General features: G+C 69.3%; 18 protein-coding genes. 11 read left to right on the top strand and 7 right to left on the bottom strand.

The annotated features are described in order from the left end of the window. Window positions 1–162: 162 nt before the first annotated feature. The 4 genes from OG344_RS12020 (at window position 163) to OG344_RS12005 (ending at window position 3,637) form a co-directional block, all read left to right on the top strand. On the top strand, window positions 163–903 hold the full coding sequence (locus OG344_RS12020) for a ComEA family DNA-binding protein (RefSeq protein WP_405088285.1): 741 nt from the start codon (window positions 163–165) through the stop codon (window positions 901–903). 109 nt (window positions 904–1,012) lie between these two features. Then, entirely contained in the window at window positions 1,013–1,273 is a 261-nt protein-coding gene (locus OG344_RS12015) for a hypothetical protein (protein ID WP_405088284.1), read from the top strand. A gap of 37 nt (window positions 1,274–1,310) precedes the next feature. Further along, complete coding sequence (locus tag OG344_RS12010) at window positions 1,311–3,293, top strand: hypothetical protein (RefSeq protein ID WP_405088283.1); 1,983 nt, start codon at window positions 1,311–1,313, stop codon at window positions 3,291–3,293. After that, window positions 3,290–3,637 (top strand): hypothetical protein, encoded by a 348-nt coding sequence (locus OG344_RS12005; protein ID WP_405088282.1) that lies wholly within the window; start codon window positions 3,290–3,292, stop codon window positions 3,635–3,637. The genes OG344_RS12010 and OG344_RS12005 overlap by 4 nt, the downstream gene beginning before the upstream one ends. Here OG344_RS12005 and OG344_RS12000 read toward each other — a convergent pair. From OG344_RS12000 to OG344_RS11990, 3 genes are all read right to left on the bottom strand, one after another. Further along, the gene (locus tag OG344_RS12000; RefSeq protein WP_405088281.1) at window positions 3,618–3,971 is read right to left on the bottom strand and encodes a hypothetical protein; all 354 of its coding nucleotides are present in this window, start codon (window positions 3,969–3,971) and stop codon (window positions 3,618–3,620) included. The genes OG344_RS12005 and OG344_RS12000 overlap by 20 nt on opposite strands. A 138-nt stretch (window positions 3,972–4,109) precedes the next feature. Then, entirely contained in the window at window positions 4,110–4,634 is a 525-nt protein-coding gene (locus tag OG344_RS11995) for an NADH-quinone oxidoreductase subunit C (protein ID WP_405088280.1), read from the bottom strand. After that, complete coding sequence (locus OG344_RS11990; RefSeq protein WP_405088279.1) at window positions 4,631–5,170, bottom strand: NADH-quinone oxidoreductase subunit B; 540 nt, start codon at window positions 5,168–5,170, stop codon at window positions 4,631–4,633. The genes OG344_RS11995 and OG344_RS11990 overlap by 4 nt, the downstream gene beginning before the upstream one ends. 218 nt (window positions 5,171–5,388) lie before the next feature. Between OG344_RS11990 and OG344_RS11985 the strand changes: the two genes are divergently transcribed. From OG344_RS11985 to OG344_RS11970, 4 genes are all read left to right on the top strand, one after another. Further along, a complete protein-coding gene (locus OG344_RS11985; protein ID WP_405088278.1) occupies window positions 5,389–5,478 on the top strand; it encodes a putative leader peptide in 90 nt (29 codons plus the stop codon). A 190-nt stretch (window positions 5,479–5,668) separates the two neighbouring features. After that, window positions 5,669–7,513 carry a 2-oxoacid:acceptor oxidoreductase subunit alpha gene (locus tag OG344_RS11980; RefSeq protein WP_405088277.1) on the top strand — a complete coding sequence of 615 codons (1,845 nt, stop codon included), beginning with the start codon at window positions 5,669–5,671 and terminating at the stop codon, window positions 7,511–7,513. Beyond that, window positions 7,506–8,576, top strand: a complete 1,071-nt coding sequence (locus OG344_RS11975; RefSeq protein WP_405088276.1) for a 2-oxoacid:ferredoxin oxidoreductase subunit beta — start codon at window positions 7,506–7,508, stop codon at window positions 8,574–8,576. Before OG344_RS11980 ends, OG344_RS11975 begins: the two co-directional genes overlap by 8 nt. 204 nt (window positions 8,577–8,780) lie before the next feature. Further along, complete coding sequence (locus OG344_RS11970; protein WP_405088275.1) at window positions 8,781–10,283, top strand: MBL fold metallo-hydrolase; 1,503 nt, start codon at window positions 8,781–8,783, stop codon at window positions 10,281–10,283. A 33-nt stretch (window positions 10,284–10,316) separates the two neighbouring features. Here the strand turns inward: OG344_RS11970 and OG344_RS11965 are convergent, their stop codons facing one another. From OG344_RS11965 to OG344_RS11950, 4 genes are all read right to left on the bottom strand, one after another. Continuing rightward, window positions 10,317–10,913, bottom strand: coding sequence for a dTDP-4-dehydrorhamnose 3,5-epimerase family protein (locus OG344_RS11965; protein WP_405088274.1), 597 nt, complete (start codon window positions 10,911–10,913; stop codon window positions 10,317–10,319). A 1-nt stretch (window position 10,914) separates the two neighbouring features. Then, window positions 10,915–12,606, bottom strand: a complete 1,692-nt coding sequence (locus OG344_RS11960; RefSeq protein ID WP_405088273.1) for a DUF4082 domain-containing protein — start codon at window positions 12,604–12,606, stop codon at window positions 10,915–10,917. 163 nt (window positions 12,607–12,769) lie between these two features. Next, entirely contained in the window at window positions 12,770–13,684 is a 915-nt protein-coding gene (locus tag OG344_RS11955; RefSeq protein ID WP_327049305.1) for a hypothetical protein, read from the bottom strand. Between the two features lie 38 nt (window positions 13,685–13,722). Continuing rightward, on the bottom strand, window positions 13,723–14,388 hold the full coding sequence (locus OG344_RS11950; RefSeq protein WP_327049304.1) for a hypothetical protein: 666 nt from the start codon (window positions 14,386–14,388) through the stop codon (window positions 13,723–13,725). 250 nt (window positions 14,389–14,638) lie between these two features. Here OG344_RS11950 and OG344_RS11945 point away from each other — a divergent pair, with 250 nt between their 5' ends. Genes OG344_RS11945 through OG344_RS11935 form a run of 3 tightly spaced genes read left to right on the top strand, consistent with a single transcriptional unit; the run spans window position 14,639 to window position 18,038 of the window. Beyond that, window positions 14,639–15,559: a hypothetical protein gene (locus OG344_RS11945; RefSeq protein WP_405088272.1), complete on the top strand. Its 921-nt coding sequence runs from the start codon at window positions 14,639–14,641 to the stop codon at window positions 15,557–15,559. Between the two features lie 15 nt (window positions 15,560–15,574). Then, a complete protein-coding gene (locus tag OG344_RS11940; RefSeq protein WP_405088271.1) occupies window positions 15,575–17,035 on the top strand; it encodes an O-antigen ligase family protein in 1,461 nt (486 codons plus the stop codon). A 7-nt stretch (window positions 17,036–17,042) separates the two neighbouring features. Then, window positions 17,043–18,038 (top strand): glycosyltransferase family 4 protein, encoded by a 996-nt coding sequence (locus tag OG344_RS11935; protein WP_405088270.1) that lies wholly within the window; start codon window positions 17,043–17,045, stop codon window positions 18,036–18,038. The last annotated feature ends 2 nt before the right edge of the window (window positions 18,039–18,040 follow it).

Raw genomic sequence — 18,040 nt, 5'->3', positions numbered from 1 at the left:
CTCATCATCGCGCACCGTATCGAGCGCTGTGGACGGCAGCCGGACACGCGGCTCCGCCCTCGGGTTTTTCCACATCGTCCACAGCCTCGTCCCCAAGGTTGTCCACAGAATGTGGGGAAGAAGGGCACGCACAAACGGCGACGAATCCGTATCGTCTGGACAATGAACGGCTATGGGGGACCGGGAGGCTACCCTCCCGCACCACAGGGACCACCGAATCCGTACTACGGGGGCTATCCGCCGCCACCACCGCAGCCGCCGTCCGGCACGGCCAGCGTGTTCTGGGCGCTCGTCCCGCTCTTCACCTGCGGAGCCGGCACTCCCTTCTCGATGCTGTACGCCGCCATCCGAGGCCGCAGCGTCGCGCTCGGCCTGTCCGCCGCCGGATACGCCGTACTGACGACGGGGTGGCTCTGGAACAGCGTGGTCTACAAGGGCGTCCCCACCCCGTTGCCGGCCACCATTGCCATCATCTTCGGCGCGCTCGGCCCCTCGCTCGGTGGGACCCTGCACTCCTTCCTGATCAGGAAGCGGGTGTTCGGCCTCGCCTCGCAGCCCGCCACCCTCAACGAGCACGCGCTGGCGGTCGCGCAGCACCGGCGCATGCTGCGGCAGCAGGCGAGGGAGCTGGCCGAGCGGGATCCCGCGATGGCGCGCGAACTGCGGATCGGACGGCCCGACCTGCCCCGGCAGTACGACGACGGCGGCCTGGTCGATCTCAACCGCGCTCCCGCGCCGCTCATCGCGAGCCTGCCGGGGATGACCCTCGCCCTCGCCGACCAGGTCGTACGGGTCCGGGAGCAGGTGGGGAGTTTCGTCTCGGCCGAGGACGTCTCCGCCGCCGCGGCCCTGCCTCCCCACCTCACCACCGAGCTATCCGAATACGGCGTCTTTCTCCCATAGGCGCTCGGCTCCGGCTTTCGTCGCATATCTCTGGTTATACGGGATGCATTTCCCTAGGCTGCGAAGTGCTCCTTGGGCGTTATGTCAGCCGCGACAACCGGAGGGACCGATGACGGCGCCGGAAATCGCCGAGTGCAGAGCGGACATGGCCGCGGCCGCCACGGCCGCGCGGGATATTCTCGATGCGCTCGGCGCCGTGCCCCCGATGTTCGGCGACCACACCTGGCAGGGTACGGCGGCAGATCTGTGGGCCGCCGGTTGGCACGCGCGCAAGGCCCAGCTCAGCACGCTGCTCGACGCCGTTCTCAGCGAGCAGCCGCATCTCGTCGCCCGTGCCGAGGAGGCGGAACGCCGGACCGCCGCCTCGTAGTCCGTCGTCACGGAGTTCGCCGGGGAGAAGGGACACCATGGGGGATTTCGTCGGGGTCGATCCCGAAAATCTGAAAGAGCTGACCAGACGGCTGGAACAGCTTCACGACATGCTCGCCCGGCAGGGCCCCGCGATTCAGCAGAAGATGCAGAAATGGGGCAGTGAACTCAGCTTCGCCTCGCTGTCCCGCCTGATCGCCGCCGCGCTCGACGACGTCCGCGACATGGACGCCCGTACGACGAGGGCGTACGAGCTGGCCAGGCAGCAGGGGTGGAATGTGATGACCGGAGCCCCGGGCGTGCTCGGGCCGGTCTTCGCCCGCCCCCCGGTCGTACGGCTGGACTGGGAGGCGACCGGGCAGAGCGGCGACCAGGGGCGGCGTGACGCCGAGGCGCTGGCCGCCGCCCTCGCGGCCAAGAACCCCGAGGAGGCCCGTGCCGCCCTGGCGCCGTTGGCCGAACGCCTGGAACGCCACCTCGCCGACAAGGACTACCAGGAGGCCTTCTGGGCGGGCGCCGGGCCGCTCGCCTCGCAGGCCGCCCGCACGCTGTACAACCGCACCGGACCCACGCTGTTCGGCGCGGAGACCGTGAGCATCCTGCGGGCGCTCGGCGCCTCGCTGGCCGCCGCGAGCCGGATGCGTGTGGGCGCCGGCAAGGAGAGCCGTCCCCTGCTCTCCACCGCGGCCCGCGACGCGATCACCCGCGGTTCCGACCCCTGGTCGGCCGGCATGCTGGCGAAGTACGGCCCGGACGGCCGTTCGTGGGACCCGCGCCTGCTCGCCGACCTGACCCGGACCATGCTCGACGCCCGCGCCGCGGGCAGGGCGATCTGGCCGCCCGATCGCGGCGAGCCGGAGACCGGCACCGCCGCCACCCGTCGCCAGCGCCTCATGGCGGAGTTCGACGCCGTGGGGGCCGTCCTGCAACGGGCCGCCGAGAACGGCATCGCGGCCCGCCACGTGCTCGGCGACCCCGCCACCGGCCCGAAGTACGCCCGCATGCTGGTCAGCGACTCCTGGCACACCCCCGGCTACGATCCCGGCGCGTTCCTCAGCTCGTACGTGCATCCGGGAGGCGCGCTTCCCCTCGCCGGCCGGATGGACCTCTCCACTCCCGTGGGGGCCTTCCTCAAGGCCGCCGTCTCCGCCGAGCGCGGCACCTCCCTCGACGCCAAGGAATCCGCCTGGTCCGTCGTCCACATCGTCCAAGCCACCGCCGCCTTCGCCAAACTCCACCCTCAGACGGTGCTTCCCCACCAAATCCGACAGGCGTTGATCGACACCGCCGGCCGCCACCTTCCCGACTTCGCACAGTCGGTGAATCACGATTTCGCCTCCGGCGCTCTGCAGCAAGGGAACAAACCGTCCAATCCTTGGGTGGCCATCAACAAACTCGATGAGCTGGAGGGCTTCTTCACGCAGGCCCTGCGGAAGCCCGAGGAGTTCGGCGTGTTCAAGGGCTTGATGGCCTCTCGTGTGAGCACAGCCGTCGCGGCTACAATCCAAGACCCTTCCGACCGGAACTACCTGAGGGAAATGGGCGGTCTCTTCGGTCTGATCCAGCGGGTGGAGAACACCCACCACTTCGAGAAAGAGCTACGCGCCGATGAAGAGGCTGCCAGGGACCAGATGCTGCTCGCGACGGCAAGCGGCGGGTTCGGTGCCCTCAGCTTCTCGAATCCCTTCGGGCCAGGAACGCTGGCACAGATCATGACCGCCCTCGCTACACCCGCGCTGAACAGTGCTTTGGACACAGGGCACGCCTTGAAGGCTCTCAAGGCCAACATGGATTCCTCCAGGCGGCAGGTGTTCCAGGTGGAGGTTCCTGTGATCCAGGGACTCCTGGACGCGGGAGCAGTGCATCCGCCACCAGATGCGCCTTGGGTGCGAAGCGGGCGTGTGATTCCCGATGCCGCCCTGGTCGACTGGATCAGTCTGCACGCCGACACGCGCTACGCGGGAAAGACGCTCACGGATTGGATCACGGATGCGCAGACCGCTATGAGGATGCAGCAGTGACGACGACACGACGTGCGGTGCTCGCGATGTGCGTCCTTGTCCTGCTGTCCGCGTGCACTGACGAGAAGCCGCCTTCTCCCGCGAACGACGAGGTGAAGAAGCGCGATGCCGCGCTCGTGGCGGTGGTGCAGTGTCTCGTCGATCACGACAGAATCCCGGCCGCGCATCTTGAACACCAGCCGTGGCTGAAGGACAAGAAGGTACAACCCAGCGCGGAACTCGTGACGTGGAGGAGCGATCACGAGGAGACGGTGTATGAGGGGAAGACGCTGCAGGCGTGGGAGGACGAGGCGACGGCGAGGTGGCCTGATTGGAAGTGCCCCCTCAGCGCACGGGCCAGATAAAGGGCCGCGACGAGAAGAGCCATGCCGCTCGATGCCGGTCGGCGGCGGGCGGGATCACGGAAGCGAAGGCCGCCATGAGGATGCAGCAGTGACGACGACACGACGTGCGGTGCTGGCGATGTGCAGCCTTGTCCTGCTCGCTGGGTGCGGGCAGGGCAAGCAACGTGCCCTTTCCTCCCCCGATGACATTCACCGCCGTGGCGAGGCACTTGTCGCTGTGGTGCAGTGCTTCTTGGACACCGGACTCATCCCGGAAAATCAGCTTTCTGGCACCTGGCTGAGCAACGGGCGGATAGAACCCGATGCCACTTTCACGGTTTGGGTTTCGGGCCACGCGGACACGGTCTATCGCGGGAAAACGCTGTCCACCTGGGAGGACGAGGCGACGGCGGCGTGGCCGGGGTGGAGGTGCCCGTTCTGATGCCGCACCACCGTCACGCGGTGCGGTAGGAGCGCGTCGGCTGTGGGGCTCTCAGGAGGGCGTCCAGTCGGGCGGGACGCCTGGGGGGAGTGTCCTGCGGCGGCTCGGGGAGCCCTGGCCGGACTCGCCCGGCTCCTTGGCTCCCGGCCACGCCTTGGCGACCCGGGCGGCGAGCACGAAGTCCTTGCGCAGCGGATGGCCCTCGAAGCCGTCCGGCAGCAGCAGCGGGCGCAGGTCCGGATGGCCGTCGAACACCACGCCGAACATCTCGTACGTCTCGCGCTCGTGCCAGTTCGCGCCGCGGAAGACGCCCGTCGCGGTCGGCAGGCGGGGGTCGGCGCGCGGCACCCGGGTGCGCAGGAGCAGGTGCGCGAACGCGACGGGGTCGAACACGTGGGCCACGACGCCGAACGCCTCCGGCGGCTCGTCGACGGCGGTCAGCCAGTCGAAGAACGCGAACCCGGCCGAGCGCGCGGCCGTCAGCGCGTCGATCCATTCGCCGGGCTCCACGTCGAGCACGGCCTGCCCGAAGGAGTCGCCGGCGCGGGAGCCGTACGGCTCCGGCAGCGCGCTCATGACTCCGCGCCCGGGACGGAGCGGCCCGAGGCCGGGAGCGAGCGGTCCGCGGCCGGGAGGGAGTGGTTCCCGGCCGACTCGGCGGCGATCTTCTCCTGCAGCTTCGTGATCCCGTGCAGCAGGGCCTCGGGGCGCGGCGGGCAGCCCGGGACGTACACGTCCACCGGGATGATCTGGTCGACGCCCTTGGTCACGCAGTAGGAGTCCCAGTACGGCCCGCCCGAGTTGGAGCAGGCGCCGAACGAGATGACGTACTTGGGGTCGGGCAGTTGCTCGTACAGCCGCCGCACGGCCGGGGCCATCTTGTCGGTGACCGTGCCCGACACGATCAGCAGGTCGGCGCGGCGGGGGCCGTCCGCGAACGGGCTGACCCCGTGGCGGATGAAGTCGTGCCTGCTCATCGACGTGGCGACGAACTCGATCGCGCAGCACGCCAGGCCGAAGTTGAACACCCAGAGGGAGTATCGGCGGCCCCAGTTCAGCACGAACCGCATCGGCTCGGGCAGCGGCCGCGTCACCGGGCCTGCCGTCGGCATCGGAAGATCGTTCACGGGCATGTGCTCACCGCCATAACCCCCATTGTCCTCCGCCGAGAGACCGGTCACGTCCGGCCCGGGACCAGCCATGACCACGGCACATGAGCCGAAATATCCGCTCTTACCGTGTGTCGGGTACCCCTGAATCCCGCCGGGCTCGGTCTCAAGGGCTGAACGCTGACGGCCGCAGCCCGGCTCCCCGCATATAGTTGAGGATCGTGACCCGAACCATGCTCGTCGCCCGCTTGCACGTGGACCTGTGCCGGCTCGCGTCGGGCCTGTGTCGTCCAGACGGTTCGCGAGACTGACGGTGCGCCACCCCGGCGGCCGGAGCACCCAGTGGAAACACCCCGCAGATGGCGGGCCGGCAAGTCCCGGTAGACAGCGCGTCAAGTGCGCACTTCGGAGAAACCAGCCTGACCCCGATGGATCTAGCATGGACATGACAACGTGCCACAAGCAGACAGGCCTGGGCGCGCCAAGGAGGACTGAGGAGCTGTGACCAAGCAGGTTCAGCAGCTCGACCGCGTGATCATCCGGTTCGCGGGTGACTCCGGCGACGGAATGCAGCTCACGGGTGACCGGTTCACGGCGGAGACGGCCCAGTTCGGCAACGACCTGTCGACGCTTCCCAACTTCCCGGCGGAGATTCGCGCGCCCGCCGGCACCCTGCCCGGGGTGTCGAGCTTCCAGCTGCACTTCGCCGACCACGACATCCTGACCCCCGGCGACGCGCCCAACGTGCTCGTCGCGATGAACCCCGCCGCGCTGAAGGCGAACATCGGCGACCTGCCCCGCGGCGCCGACATCATCGCCAACACCGACGAGTTCACCAAGCGCAACCTGCAGAAGGTGGGCTATCCAGGCAACCCGCTCGAAGACGACTCGCTGAAGGAGTGGCGGCTCCACGCGGTGCCGCTGACCTCTCTGACCGTACGGGCGCTCGACGGCTTCGACATCTCGAAGAAGGACGCCGAGCGGGCCAAGAACATGTTCGCGCTCGGCCTGCTGTCGTGGATGTACAACCGGCCGACCGAGGGCACGGTCAAGTTCCTGGAGTCCAAGTTCGCGCGGAAGCCCGAGATCGCCAAGGCGAACATCGCGGCCTTCCAGGCGGGCTGGAACTACGGCGAGACGACCGAGTCGTTCTCGGTCTCCTACGAGATCAAGCCGGCCACCCTCACACCGGGTGTCTACCGGAACATCTCCGGCAACCAGGCCCTGTCGTACGGGCTGATCGCGGGGGCGGTGCAGGCGAAGCTGCCGCTGTTCCTGGGCTCCTACCCGATCACCCCGGCCTCCGACATCCTGCACGAGCTGTCCAAGCACAAGCGGTTCGGCATCCGCACCTTCCAGGCCGAGGACGAGATCGCCGGGGTGGCCGCCGCGCTGGGCGCCTCCTTCGGCGGGTCGCTCGGCGTGACCACGACCTCGGGCCCCGGCGTCGCGCTGAAGGCCGAGACCGTGGGCCTCGCGGTGACCACCGAACTGCCGCTGATCGTCGTGGACGTGCAGCGGGCCGGTCCCTCGACCGGCATGCCGACCAAGACCGAGCAGACCGACCTGCTCATGGCCATGTACGGCCGCAACGGCGAGTCTCCGGTGCCGGTCCTGGCCCCGGCGACGCCGTCGGACTGCTTCGCGATGGCGGTGGAGGCGGCGCGCATCGCGGTGAAGTACCGCACGCCCGTGATGCTGCTGTCGGACGGCTACCTGGCCAACGGCTCGGAGCCGTGGCGCATCCCGGAGGTGTCGGAGCTGCCCGACATCACCGCGCCTTTCACCACCGAGCCCAACGGCGAGGACGGCACCTACCTTCCGTTCAAGCGTGACCCGGAGACGCTGGCCCGCCCCTGGGCGGTGCCCGGCACGCCCGGCCTGGAGCACCGGATCGGCGGCATCGAGAAGGCCGAGGGCACCGGGAACATCTCCTACGACCCCGACAACCACGACCGGATGGTGCGGCTGCGCCAGGCCAAGATCGACGGCATCGACGTGCCCGACCTGACGGTCGACGATCCCGGCGGCGACGCCCGCGTGCTGGTGCTGGGCTGGGGCTCGACGTACGGGCCGATCGCGGCGGCGGCCCGGCGGGTGCGCGCGGCCGGGCACAAGGTGGCCCAGGCGCACCTGCGTCACCTGAACCCGCTGCCCGCCAACACCGGCGAGGTGCTGCGCTCCTACGACAAGGTGCTGCTGCCGGAGATCAATCTCGGGCAGCTCGCCATGCTGCTGCGGGCGCGCTTCCTGGTCGACGTGATCAGCTACAACCGCGTGCGGGGGCTCCCCTTCAAGGCCGAGGAGCTCGCCGCCGTCATCGGGGAAGTGATCGAGAGTGTCTGACACAGTCAACGGGGGCCTCAACGGCAAGGGCCTGGCCCTGATCCCGCGCACCGACACCAAGCAGACCCTGAAGGACTTCAAGTCCGACCAGGAGGTGCGCTGGTGCCCGGGCTGCGGCGACTACGCGATCCTCGCCGCGGTGCAGAGCTTCCTGCCCGAGCTGGGGCTGCGCCGGGAGAACATCGTTTTCGTCTCCGGCATCGGCTGCTCCTCCCGCTTCCCGTACTACCTGAACACCTACGGTTTCCACTCGATCCACGGGCGGGCCCCGGCGATCGCGACCGGCCTGGCCGCCTCCCGGCCCGACCTGTCGGTGTGGGTCATCACCGGTGACGGCGACGCGCTGTCGATCGGCGGCAACCACCTCATCCACGCTCTGCGCCGCAACGTCAACCTGAACATCCTGCTGTTCAACAACAGGATCTACGGCCTGACCAAGGGGCAGTACTCCCCCACCTCCGAGATCGGCAAGATCACCAAGTCGACCCCGATGGGTTCGCTGGACAAGCCGTTCAACCCGATCTCGCTGGCGCTCGGGGCCGAGGCCGGGTTCGTCGCCCGGACCATGGACAGCGACCGCAAGCACCTGCAGGGCGTGCTGCGCCAGGCCGCCGAGCACCGCGGCGCCTCGCTGGTGGAGATCTACCAGAACTGCAACATCTTCAACGACGGGGCCTTCGACACGCTGAAGGACCCGGGCACCCGGGACGAGATCACCGTACGGCTGGAGCACGGTCAGCCGATCGTCTTCGGCACCGGCGAGAACGAGCGGGCCGTACGGCTGTCGCCCACGGGCGGCGTCGAGGTCGTGCGCCGCGCCGAGGTGTCCGACGGGGAGATCCTGGTGCACGACGCCCACAACCCCGACCCGTCGCTCGCGTTCGCGCTGTCGCGGCTGGACGAGCCGGCGTTCGAGCACGTGCCGATGGGCGTCTTCCGCTCGATCGACCGGCCCTCCTACGACCACCTGCTGAACGAGCAGGTGGCCACGGCCACGGCCGACAAGGGCGAGGGCAGCCTCGCCGGCCTGCTCCACGGCGGGGACACCTGGACCATCGGCTGACGCGACCCGCAGACCTCACCCGCAGACCTCACCCGCAGACCTCACGGCCCCGGTTCCTCAGGACCGGGGCCGTGGCTTTTTCTGAAGGCAGAAGCATCACCATAAGTCCCCTTTTCCGGGGGCTATCGATGGCATACTCGAACCGCGCCGCGGGGCGGTGCCCGAGTGGGATCAGTGTGCCAACGCTACGGAGGGGCTCTGTTGATGGACCTGTACCGCCGGGCGCCCAGGACAGGGCTGCGCTATCTGGGCCATGCCGGGTTCATCGCCGAGCACCAGGGCGTCCGGCTGCTCATGGATCCCTGGTTCTATCCCGCGTTCCTGCACTCGTGGTTCCCGTACCCCGACAACCGGCACGTCCTGGACGTGGTGACCAGTGGTCGTTTCGACTACCTCTACGTCTCCCACGCACACGAGGACCATTACGACGAGCGCCTGTTGCGCATGCTGGACAGGTCGATCACCGTGATCGTCCCCCGGTACCGCTCAAGGATCATGGTGAAGCGGTTCGCCGCGCTGGGCTTCGACGACGTCGTGGCGCTGGGCCACAAGGAGTCCCACGAGCTCGCACCGGGCTTCACCGTCACGATGTACCTCGACACCAGTCACAAGGAGGACAGCGGGCTCCTGCTCGACCTGGACGGCTACCGCTTCCTCGATCTCAACGACTGCAACACTCCGATGTCGGAGCTGCCCGGCGACGTCGACCTGCTCGCCGCGCAGTACTCGGGTGCGATGTGGTACCCGAACTGCTACGACTATCCGCCGGAGGTGATGGGGAAGAAGGTCGAGGCCGTCCGGGGCGACCTCCTGGACACGCTCTACCGCAAGGTACGGATCACCGGCGCCGCCGCCTACCTGCCGTCGGCGGGCCCGGCCTGCTTCCTCGATCCGGTCCTGGAGGCGTACAACGACAGGGAGGCGACGATCTTCCCACGGTGGGAGGACGTGGCGGACCAGTTCGCCGAAGCGTGCCCCGGCGTCGACGTGCTGCGGCTCTTCCCGGGTGACGTGGTACGGCTGGGCGACGAGCCCGGCGGCCCGCTGGTGGAACGTGACAGCGACGCGCCGCCCGCCGATGACCTGGCCGGCTACCGGGAGCGGCGCCGCGACGAGTGGGGCGCGTTCTACGACGAGCCGGCCGACCCCGTCACCACCGAGGAGATCGAGGCGTACTTCGCCAAGCTGCAGAGCTGGAACAGTCGCTTCCTGGGCGACTTCGCCAAGGATGTCCGCCTGGTGGCGGACGGCCGCATGTGGGACGTGCGCCTGGGCCGCCTGGCCGAGCGCTTCGTGATCGAGGGCGAGGAGCCGTACGACCCCGAATACACGCTCCTGCTCTGCCCCCGGACGATGCGGGCGGTGATCGAGGAGCGGACCGGCTGGGAGGAGGCCCTGCTGTCCATGCGGGTGGGCCTGCACCGCGAGCCCGACGTCTTCGACCTGACCTTCATGAGCCTGCTGCGGTACGGCAACCAGCCCGTGCAGACGATGCAGATGCTGCGGGAGCGGCAGAACACCGAGACCATCGAGCGTGACGGTCTGCGCATGCAGCGGTTCTGTCCGCACGCGGGCGAGGACCTCACTCACGCCGTCATCTGCGACGGCGTCGTCGAGTGCCCCCGCCACCACTGGAAGTGGGACGCGACCACGGGAGAGTGCATCGACGGCGGCACGCTGCCCCTGCGGGTGGAACCGCTGACCTGACGGCTCACCGCGCTTGAGCGCCGGGAGCCGCGGCTACATGGCGCGGAGCTTGTCGTAGTACGCCAGGCATTCGTCGTAGACGGGCAGCAGGCCGGCGGCCATGGCCTCCGGCAGCGTGGGGGCGGCGGCGTCCTTCGGTGACAGGATCGGCTCCAGGCCGGCCGGCCAGGCGATGCCGAGCTCGGGGTCGAGCGGATGCACGCCGTGCTCGCGACCGGGCGCGTAGGGCTCCGAGCACAGGTAGACGACCGTGGCCTGCTCGCTGGTCGCCATGAAGGCGTGCCCGAGCCCCTCGGCGAGGTAGACGCCCTTCCTCGTGACGTCGTCCAGCTCGACGGCCTCCCAGCGGCCGAAGGTGGGCGACCCGGTTCTGAGGTCGACGACCACGTCGACGACGGACCCGGCCACACAGGTGACGTACTTCGCCTGGCCGACCGGCACCTCGGCGAAGTGGACGCCTCTCAGCACCCCCCGGCGGGAGACCGAGCAGTTGGCCTGGGCGAGGCGCATGGAGTGCCCCACCGCCTCGGCTATCCTGTCCGCCTTGAACCACTCGAGGAAGTCGCCCCGGTCGTCGGCGTGGATCGCCGGAGTGAGGACGTACGCTCCGGCGATCGGCAGTTGTTCCATGTCAGAGCTCGACCAGGTTCCGGGTGCCCTGCCACACATTGTTCTGCCACACGTTGCCGGGCGCCGATCTGTCGAAGTGCGCGACCGGGCCGTACGCGCCGCAGTTGGAGAAGAGCGAGCGGCTGAACACGTTGTCACGGACCACGACGTTCCTGCTCGACCCGGCCTTGTCACCGCCACCGTAGAAGCAGTAGCCCCCGCCACCGATCAGGTTGCCCTGGATGAGGACGTTGGTGACGGGACCGAGGCTGGTGGCCAGCATGATCGCGCTGGTCTGGCCGACGGGGTTGAGGATCGTGTTGTTCTTGATCACCAATGGCGCGCTTCCCGACGAGCCCTCGGTCTGGATGCCGTCGACGTGGTCCCCCGTGAACGCGCGCAGGTCGTGGATGTAGTTGCCCTCGATGGTCCCGCGCCCGGTGTTGATCGCGTCCGTCGCGTCGTGGATGTCGTTGCCACGGATCGTGATGTCGCCGTCCCCGATGTTCTTGACGGCCACGGCCAGCTGGCGCCTGCCGTCCCCGGCGATCTCACAGTGGTCGACGACGAGGTTGGTGTGGCCGTTCCTGAGCTGGACGCCCCACTCCCCGGTGGTGATGATCCTGCAGTTCCGCAGGGTCACGTTGTCGGCGTAGACGTCGATCGAGTCGGTGATCTCCACACCGTCGTAGACGGCGCCGTTCTGGCGGAGTTCGCCGCCCTTCATCCGGGTGAACACCGTGCCCTTCGCGGGGCCCGTGGTGGAGGCGTCGGGGAATCCGGTCACCGGCGGCGGAGCCTGGGTGGGCTTCGAGGGAAGGCTCGGCTCGGACGTCGCCGTGGGGTCGGGGCGGCCGGGCGTTGCGGCCGGGGTGGCGCGCGGAGTGTAGCGGGGGGTGAAACGCGGCGTGGCGGGCACGATCACCGTGGGGGTCGCCTCGGGTGTGGTCGTCGCCGTGTCGTCCGGCAATGCCGGCGTCACCGGCACTTCGGGCGTTTCCCCCGGCTCCTGGGGATCTGCCGGCACCGAGGTCGGCGGCACGCTTTCCTCGGCCGCCGGATCCGGGACGGCAGTGGTGTAACGGAAGACGACGTCGACGAAGTAGTTGTAGCCGGCGCGGTTGGAACGCCGGGGAAAGGCCGGCCGGCCGTAGGAGAAGACGCCGTTGCGCTCCGCCGGCGCGACCAGGGGACCCGCCTCCAGCGGCCCTCGCGTGAACACCCCGCGCTGCGCCACGTACCTGCCGGCGCCGCTGTTGTAGGAGACCGTGTAGGTGCGTCCGGCCTCAAGCGCCACCGGCGCCGACAGACGAGCCTCCTGCCAGCCTCGGCTGGTCTCCGAGCTGAAGGTGACGCGTGCCAGCAGCGCCCCACGGTCGCTCCACAGGCTGCCGATGTGACGGCCGGAGTCACCCCGTGCCTTGAGGAAGCGCAGCGCGACGACCTGACCCTCGACCTGGGGGACGAACCGCATGCCGACCTCGACCGGCATCGGATCGCGCCGGGGCCTGGCCTCCCGCGGCTCCGGCGCGAAGCTGGCCTGCAGGATCCGCTCCTGGGCGACGGGAACCGTCGGGCCGAGCGACGTCTCGGGCGAACGATTGGTGAGGATCACGGTGACCGCGACCCCGCCGACGGCGCAGGCGGCGAGCAGCGACACCAGACCGGGCAGACGGCTCCGCCGTCCGCCCGCGCGCCTCGAACTACGTACCATCGCTCTGCCTCCGACCTACGCGCCCGGTCGAGCGCCTCGTTTCCGCCGACTCAGCGATATACCCAAGCGGTCATTGTTGCGGCTGCGACACGACCAGACAACAGGAATGGCAGAGTTCATACATTTTTCAGTTAAACAAACCGAGTGTCGGAAATATCCATCCTCACGGCTCCACCGGACGACCCGTGTCGAGCCAGACGTTGTCCTGCCACTCGTTGCCGCGCCCGGCGGGCTCCCAGGCGTTGACCGGTCCCCAGCGGCCGCCCTTGGGGAACATCTGCCGGGTCCAGACGTTTTTGATGATCTTTATGTTGCTGGTGGCGTGTTTGTCGTCGGCCCCCCGCCCCGCGTAGAGGCTGTAGCCGCCACCCCCCAGCAGGTTGCCCTCGATCAGGACGTCGTGCGGGGCGCCGAAGTCCTGGAACAGGCCCACGGCCGAGGTCTGCTCCTGCTGGTTGAACAGGGTGTTGTTCCTGATGATCAGCTTCAGGCCGGCCGCGGGACCGCTCCCCGCCTGGATCAGGTCGACGTGGTCGTCCTTGCCCGGCGACGGGTCGTGGATGTAGTTGTCCTCGATGAGGCCGTGCGAGGTGACGACGCCGTCGGCGGTGCCGGAGATGTTCGTGCGGCGCACGGTCAGCATGCCGCCGAAGTTGAGCACCGCCTGGTCGATCTTGTGCCGCGGCGTGCTGACGATCTCGCTGTCCTCTATCACCAGGCCGCCGACGCCCTGCCGCTGGATGATCCCCCAGCCCTGGTGGGCGTCGCTGACGACCCGGGTGCGGCGGATGACGACGTCGTCGGCCTCGACGCTGATGTCCCCATGGACCTCGTAGCCGTCGATCACCTCCCCCGGGGTGGTCACCCGGAGGACCGGACTGGGGATCAGCTGGATGCCGCCGGTGCCGGTCGTCTTCGCGTTCGGCCACCGGGAGGCGTCGATGGCGCCGGAGGCGCGCGGGGCCGACGTGTTCGCCGGACGCGCGCGCAGGGTCTCCCGATCCCCGGGATGCGGCACGGCCACCAGCCACACGACCGCTCCGCCGGCCACGGCGCCCGTGAGAAGCGCCGCGACCAACCTCCCCCACCCTGGCGGTGCCATACGTTGTCCCTTCATCACGACGGTACGGGCGCCCGCGGCGGCGGTGCGGCCACCGGCGCCCTGCGCAACCGCTTCCAGCTCCGCCGGGAGGCGAGCATCCGGTCCGCCACCACCGCGCTCTTCACCACGACCATGACTATCAGCAGAGCGAGGACGGCGGCGGCCTGTTTGGTATGCCTGGGCACCTCGACGGCTTTGCGGCTGCTGGCCACCGTCTTCAGCCGGAGAATGTAGTAGTCGTCGTCCGCGCCCGCGGACATCTGCCAGGACGCCAGCCTGACCCGCATCGCCCGGACCAGCACGGTCATCGCCTTCTCCGCCTCGGCGGCTCCGGGGGCGAAGGTGTCGAGCACGATGTACGGCTGGTCGTGGGTCGGCACCTCCTCACTGCCCTGGTTGTCCATCACGACCCGGTAGTCCGCCCGCCCGCCCGCTCCGGCCACCTCGTCCCGGGACCTGTCGTCGTCGAAGGACGCCGCCAGCAGTTCGGCCGTGCCGATCGTGCTGGAGGTGAACTTGGTCTCCTCGCCCTGCCGCACCACGGAGACCACCGTGTGCGCCTGGTACGAGGCGGGGGCCAGCTTGGTCGCATAGAATCCGGGACCGCCGATCGCGATGACGACGAACAGCACCACCAGCGGATGCCGGAAAACCGCCCTGAATATATGGCGAATAGTCACGGAACGCTCCAAGCGGGGTGCAAGGGACCGTCTGGACGTGCCATTGTTGCACCACGAGACTCGGGACGCACCGCGAATCAGGGCGCGTGCTTCCCCGGCCCGGCTGGCGGAACGCCCTGTCGTAGGGGACACTTTGTGAGTCCGCTACCTGGGAACGGTCCGGCGGTCAAGGGACGGCTCGTCCGGTACCGCCCGCATGAGCACACCGGCGTCACGACTATTCACGCGGGGTGGGGTTGATGGAGGTCCGGTGGACCTGATGGAGGCCGTGTTCGTCCTCGCACGCCGATGGACGATCACCGTTCCCCTGCTGGTGCTCACGTTCGCGGCCGTTACGGCGGGGTACCTCCTGCTGCCCTGGACCTACGAGTCCTCGGGAACCGTCGTGTTCCTCACATCGAAGCAGATCGCCGAGAAGAACACCGGCGGCAACCCGTACCTGTCCTTCGACGGGTCCCTGTCGATCACCGCGGAACTGGTCGGCCGCGCGGTCGACGATGAGCTCACCGCGCAGGATCTCGCGCAGCATGGGCTCACCGGTACATACGAGACGCAGATCCCGCCCGACAGCCGCGCCCCCCTGCTCAAGGTGACCGTCACCCACAGCAACCCCGCCATGGCGCAGGCGACCATGGAGGCGATCCTCAAGAGGATCCCGGCCGCGCTCGACGACCTCCAGAAGACCAACAGCTCCATATCCCAGGTCCGGCTCTCGGTGCTCACCAAGAGCAAGGAGCCGGAACGGGTGGCGACGTCGAAGATCCGGTCGCTGGTGGGAGTACTCGCGGTCGGTCTCATGCTGACGGTCGGCGCGCCGCTGATCACGGAGTCGATCAGAAACCCGCGCCGGCCGATCCAGCCCAAGCGCGTTCAGGACCCGGACGGCGGACCCGAGCCGAGACGGCTCAGGCTGGACGACGACGCGCCCACGGCCGTCCACGTCTGGCCGCCCGCGGCGGCCGGTCCGGCCCACTCGCCGGCGGTCGGGAATCCGCCGGAGCCGGCTCGCCCGAGGATGGAGGGGCAGGGTTCGGGCCGGAGCAGGACCCGGGGCACGCGCAGAACCCCCCGTCCGAATCCCGAAGGGAACCCGAACGGGGCCGACGGCCGGAACGACACGGCCTGGCCGAGGGGGACCGACGATGGCCGGAACACGAGAAGATACCCCTAGGGCACGGCGGACGGCATGGTCAACGGTGCGGCCGACGGCGTGAGCGACCTTTCCGAGCCGGTTCTCGAAGACGAGGCGCCGCGTCGGCGGCTGCCCTTCTCCGTGGACGCCGTGACCGTGCTCAGCCTCCTGGTCGTGGCGCTCGTGTTGATTCCGTCGCGATACGTGGTGGGCCCGCTCGGCTCCGCCGGCACTCCCGCCATCCTCATCGCCGCGGTGGCGTTCGGCTGGTACTGCGCGTCGATTTTCACGGAGCGCTCCACGCCGCTGCGGGGGCGGCAGCCGATCAGGACCTCGATCTTCATCTACGTGTGCGCCATCCTGGCCAGCTTCGTGGCGGCCACGACCCGGCCGATCGCCGCGGCGGAGCTGCAGGCGGCCAACACGGCGCTGCTGCCCGTGATCGGCTGGTGTGGAATCGCCCTGCTGGCCGCCGACGGAATCTCGAACCGCGAGCGCCTCGACGTGCTGCTGCGCAGGTTCGTCACCGGGGCGACGTTCGTGGCCATCGTGGGGATCGTCCAGTTCGCCACGGCGTTCGACCTGTCGCAGTACCTCGCGTTTCCCGGGCTGAAGGTGAACGGGACGTTCATCTCGCTGTACAACCGCGACGGCTTCAACCGGCCGACCTCGACGACCATCCACCCGATCGAGTTCTCCGCGACCCTCGCGATGGCGCTGCCGCTCGCCCTCCACAACCTGCTGTACGGCCCGAACACGAAGCGCTGGTTCAACCGTTTCTGTGTGGCGGCGCTCGCGGTGGCCATCCCGCTGACCGTCTCCAGGACCGCGGTGCTCGGCATGGCCGTCACGTTCGCCGTCCTCATGCCCACCTGGCCGAGAGCGTGGCGGCACACCGCCTACGTCGCCCTGCTGATGTTCACGGGCGTCATGGGCGTGGCGGTGCCCGGCCTGCTGGGGACGTTCAAGCGGATGTTCTTCGGGATGAACGAGGACTCCAGCGCCACCGCGCGCACCGACGACTACGCGGCGGTCGCCGAGCACTTCTCCCAGCACCCCTTGTTCGGCCGTGGTGTCGGCACCTTCCTGCCGCACGTCTACCGGATCCTGGACAACCAGTATCTCGCGACGCTGGTGGAGACCGGCGCGTTCGGGTTGTCGGCCATGCTGCTCATCTTCGTGTGCGGGTGGGTCGTCGCACGTCGCTCGCGCCGCAAGTCCGCGGACGCGACGACCCGTCACCTCGGCCAGGCCCTCGCCGCGGGCATCGCGGTCTTCGCGGTGACGTGCGGCACGTTCGACGCCTTCTCGTTCCCCGTCGCCGTCAGCTCCGCCTTCCTGTTGATCGGCTGCGCGGGCGCGCTGTGGCGCATCACCGACCCGTATGGAGGCGCGTATGTCGCCGTATCCCCGCGTTGGCTTCGCCTGCTTGTGGGACGAGGATCCACGCAGGACCTGGTCGTACACTCCGTGGAACCTGCGCGCGGCCCTGCGGGAACGGGCCGACCTGGTTGATCTCGGTGTGGAGATTCCGAACACGGTCCGCACCGCCCTGCGCGCCGCCCATGTACGGCCCCGCCACGGCAGGGTGGCCACGACGTGGAAGTACTCGAGGATCACCGACGAGTACTGCCGCAGGGCGCTGCTGAGCTCTCTGCGTGGCTCGGACTGCGAGGCGGTCCTGCAGATCCAGGACATCGCGCCGCTGCCGGCGCCTTTCTTCCTCTACCAGGACCTGAGCTACGACGCGCTGCTCAGCGTGCACGACCCGGACAACCGGCACGCCGTGCTGCCCAACATCTCGCCCGGCATGATGCGCCGCAGGCGCGAGCGCCAGCTCGACATCTACGCGCGCGCGACGGGAGTGCTGGCGATGAGCTCCTGGTTCGCCCGGACGCTCGTGGAGGTGACCGGGCTGCCCGCCGGGAAGGTGCATGTCGTGCATCCGGGCATCACGTCCGTGGGCGACCCCTCCCGTCCCCTCCCCGAACGGGAACGGCCCCGGCGGCGGCTGCTGTTCGTGGGCGGGGACTTCCGGCGCAAGGCGGGAGCGCTGGTGGTCGCCGCCACCCGGCTGCTGCGCCGCGACTTCGACCCGTCCCTCACCCTCACCGTGGCGGGACCCCCCGCCTGGCCGTTGCCCGGCGAGCCACCGGAGGGCGTCCGGTTCCTCGGACAGCTGCCCCCCGCCGAGATCGCCGCGCTGTGGGACGAGCACGACCTGTTCGTCATGCCATCGCATCTGGAAGCCTTCGGGATCGTCTTCGCCGAGGCCCTCGCCCGGGGGGTCCCGTGCGTGGGCCGCGACGCCTTCGCCATGCCGGAGATCATCCGCCCGGGTGAGAACGGCGGCCTGGTCCGCGGCGACGACCCGGCCGAGCTGGCGGAGACGATCGTCGGGATCCTGGACGACGACGGACTCTACGCCCGGTGCCGGAAGGACGCCGCCGCGACCGTGGAGTGGTTCAGCTGGGACCGGGCCGCCCGGCAGGCGCTCGAGGTCGTCACCGCCGCCTGAGC

Source organism: Microbispora sp. NBC_01389, assembly GCF_045040095.1.
Lineage (GTDB): Bacteria > Actinomycetota > Actinomycetes > Streptosporangiales > Streptosporangiaceae > Microbispora.
The sequence above is the reverse complement of the archived record's forward strand: the minus strand, read 5'-3'. Positions and strand labels throughout refer to the sequence as shown.

Coding starts and splice junctions, on each gene's coding strand:
- OG344_RS11960 (WP_405088273.1), bottom strand. CDS start 12,606: ATGGTACGTAGTTCGAGGCGCGCGGGCGGACGGCGGAGCCGTCTGCCC.
- OG344_RS12015 (WP_405088284.1), top strand. CDS start 1,013: ATGACGGCGCCGGAAATCGCCGAGTGCAGAGCGGACATGGCCGCGGCC.
- OG344_RS11970 (WP_405088275.1), top strand. CDS start 8,781: ATGGACCTGTACCGCCGGGCGCCCAGGACAGGGCTGCGCTATCTGGGC.
- OG344_RS12020 (WP_405088285.1), top strand. CDS start 163: ATGAACGGCTATGGGGGACCGGGAGGCTACCCTCCCGCACCACAGGGA.
- OG344_RS11965 (WP_405088274.1), bottom strand. CDS start 10,913: ATGGAACAACTGCCGATCGCCGGAGCGTACGTCCTCACTCCGGCGATC.
- OG344_RS11940 (WP_405088271.1), top strand. CDS start 15,575: ATGGTCAACGGTGCGGCCGACGGCGTGAGCGACCTTTCCGAGCCGGTT.
- OG344_RS12010 (WP_405088283.1), top strand. CDS start 1,311: ATGGGGGATTTCGTCGGGGTCGATCCCGAAAATCTGAAAGAGCTGACC.
- OG344_RS11995 (WP_405088280.1), bottom strand. CDS start 4,634: ATGAGCGCGCTGCCGGAGCCGTACGGCTCCCGCGCCGGCGACTCCTTC.
- OG344_RS11990 (WP_405088279.1), bottom strand. CDS start 5,170: ATGCCGACGGCAGGCCCGGTGACGCGGCCGCTGCCCGAGCCGATGCGG.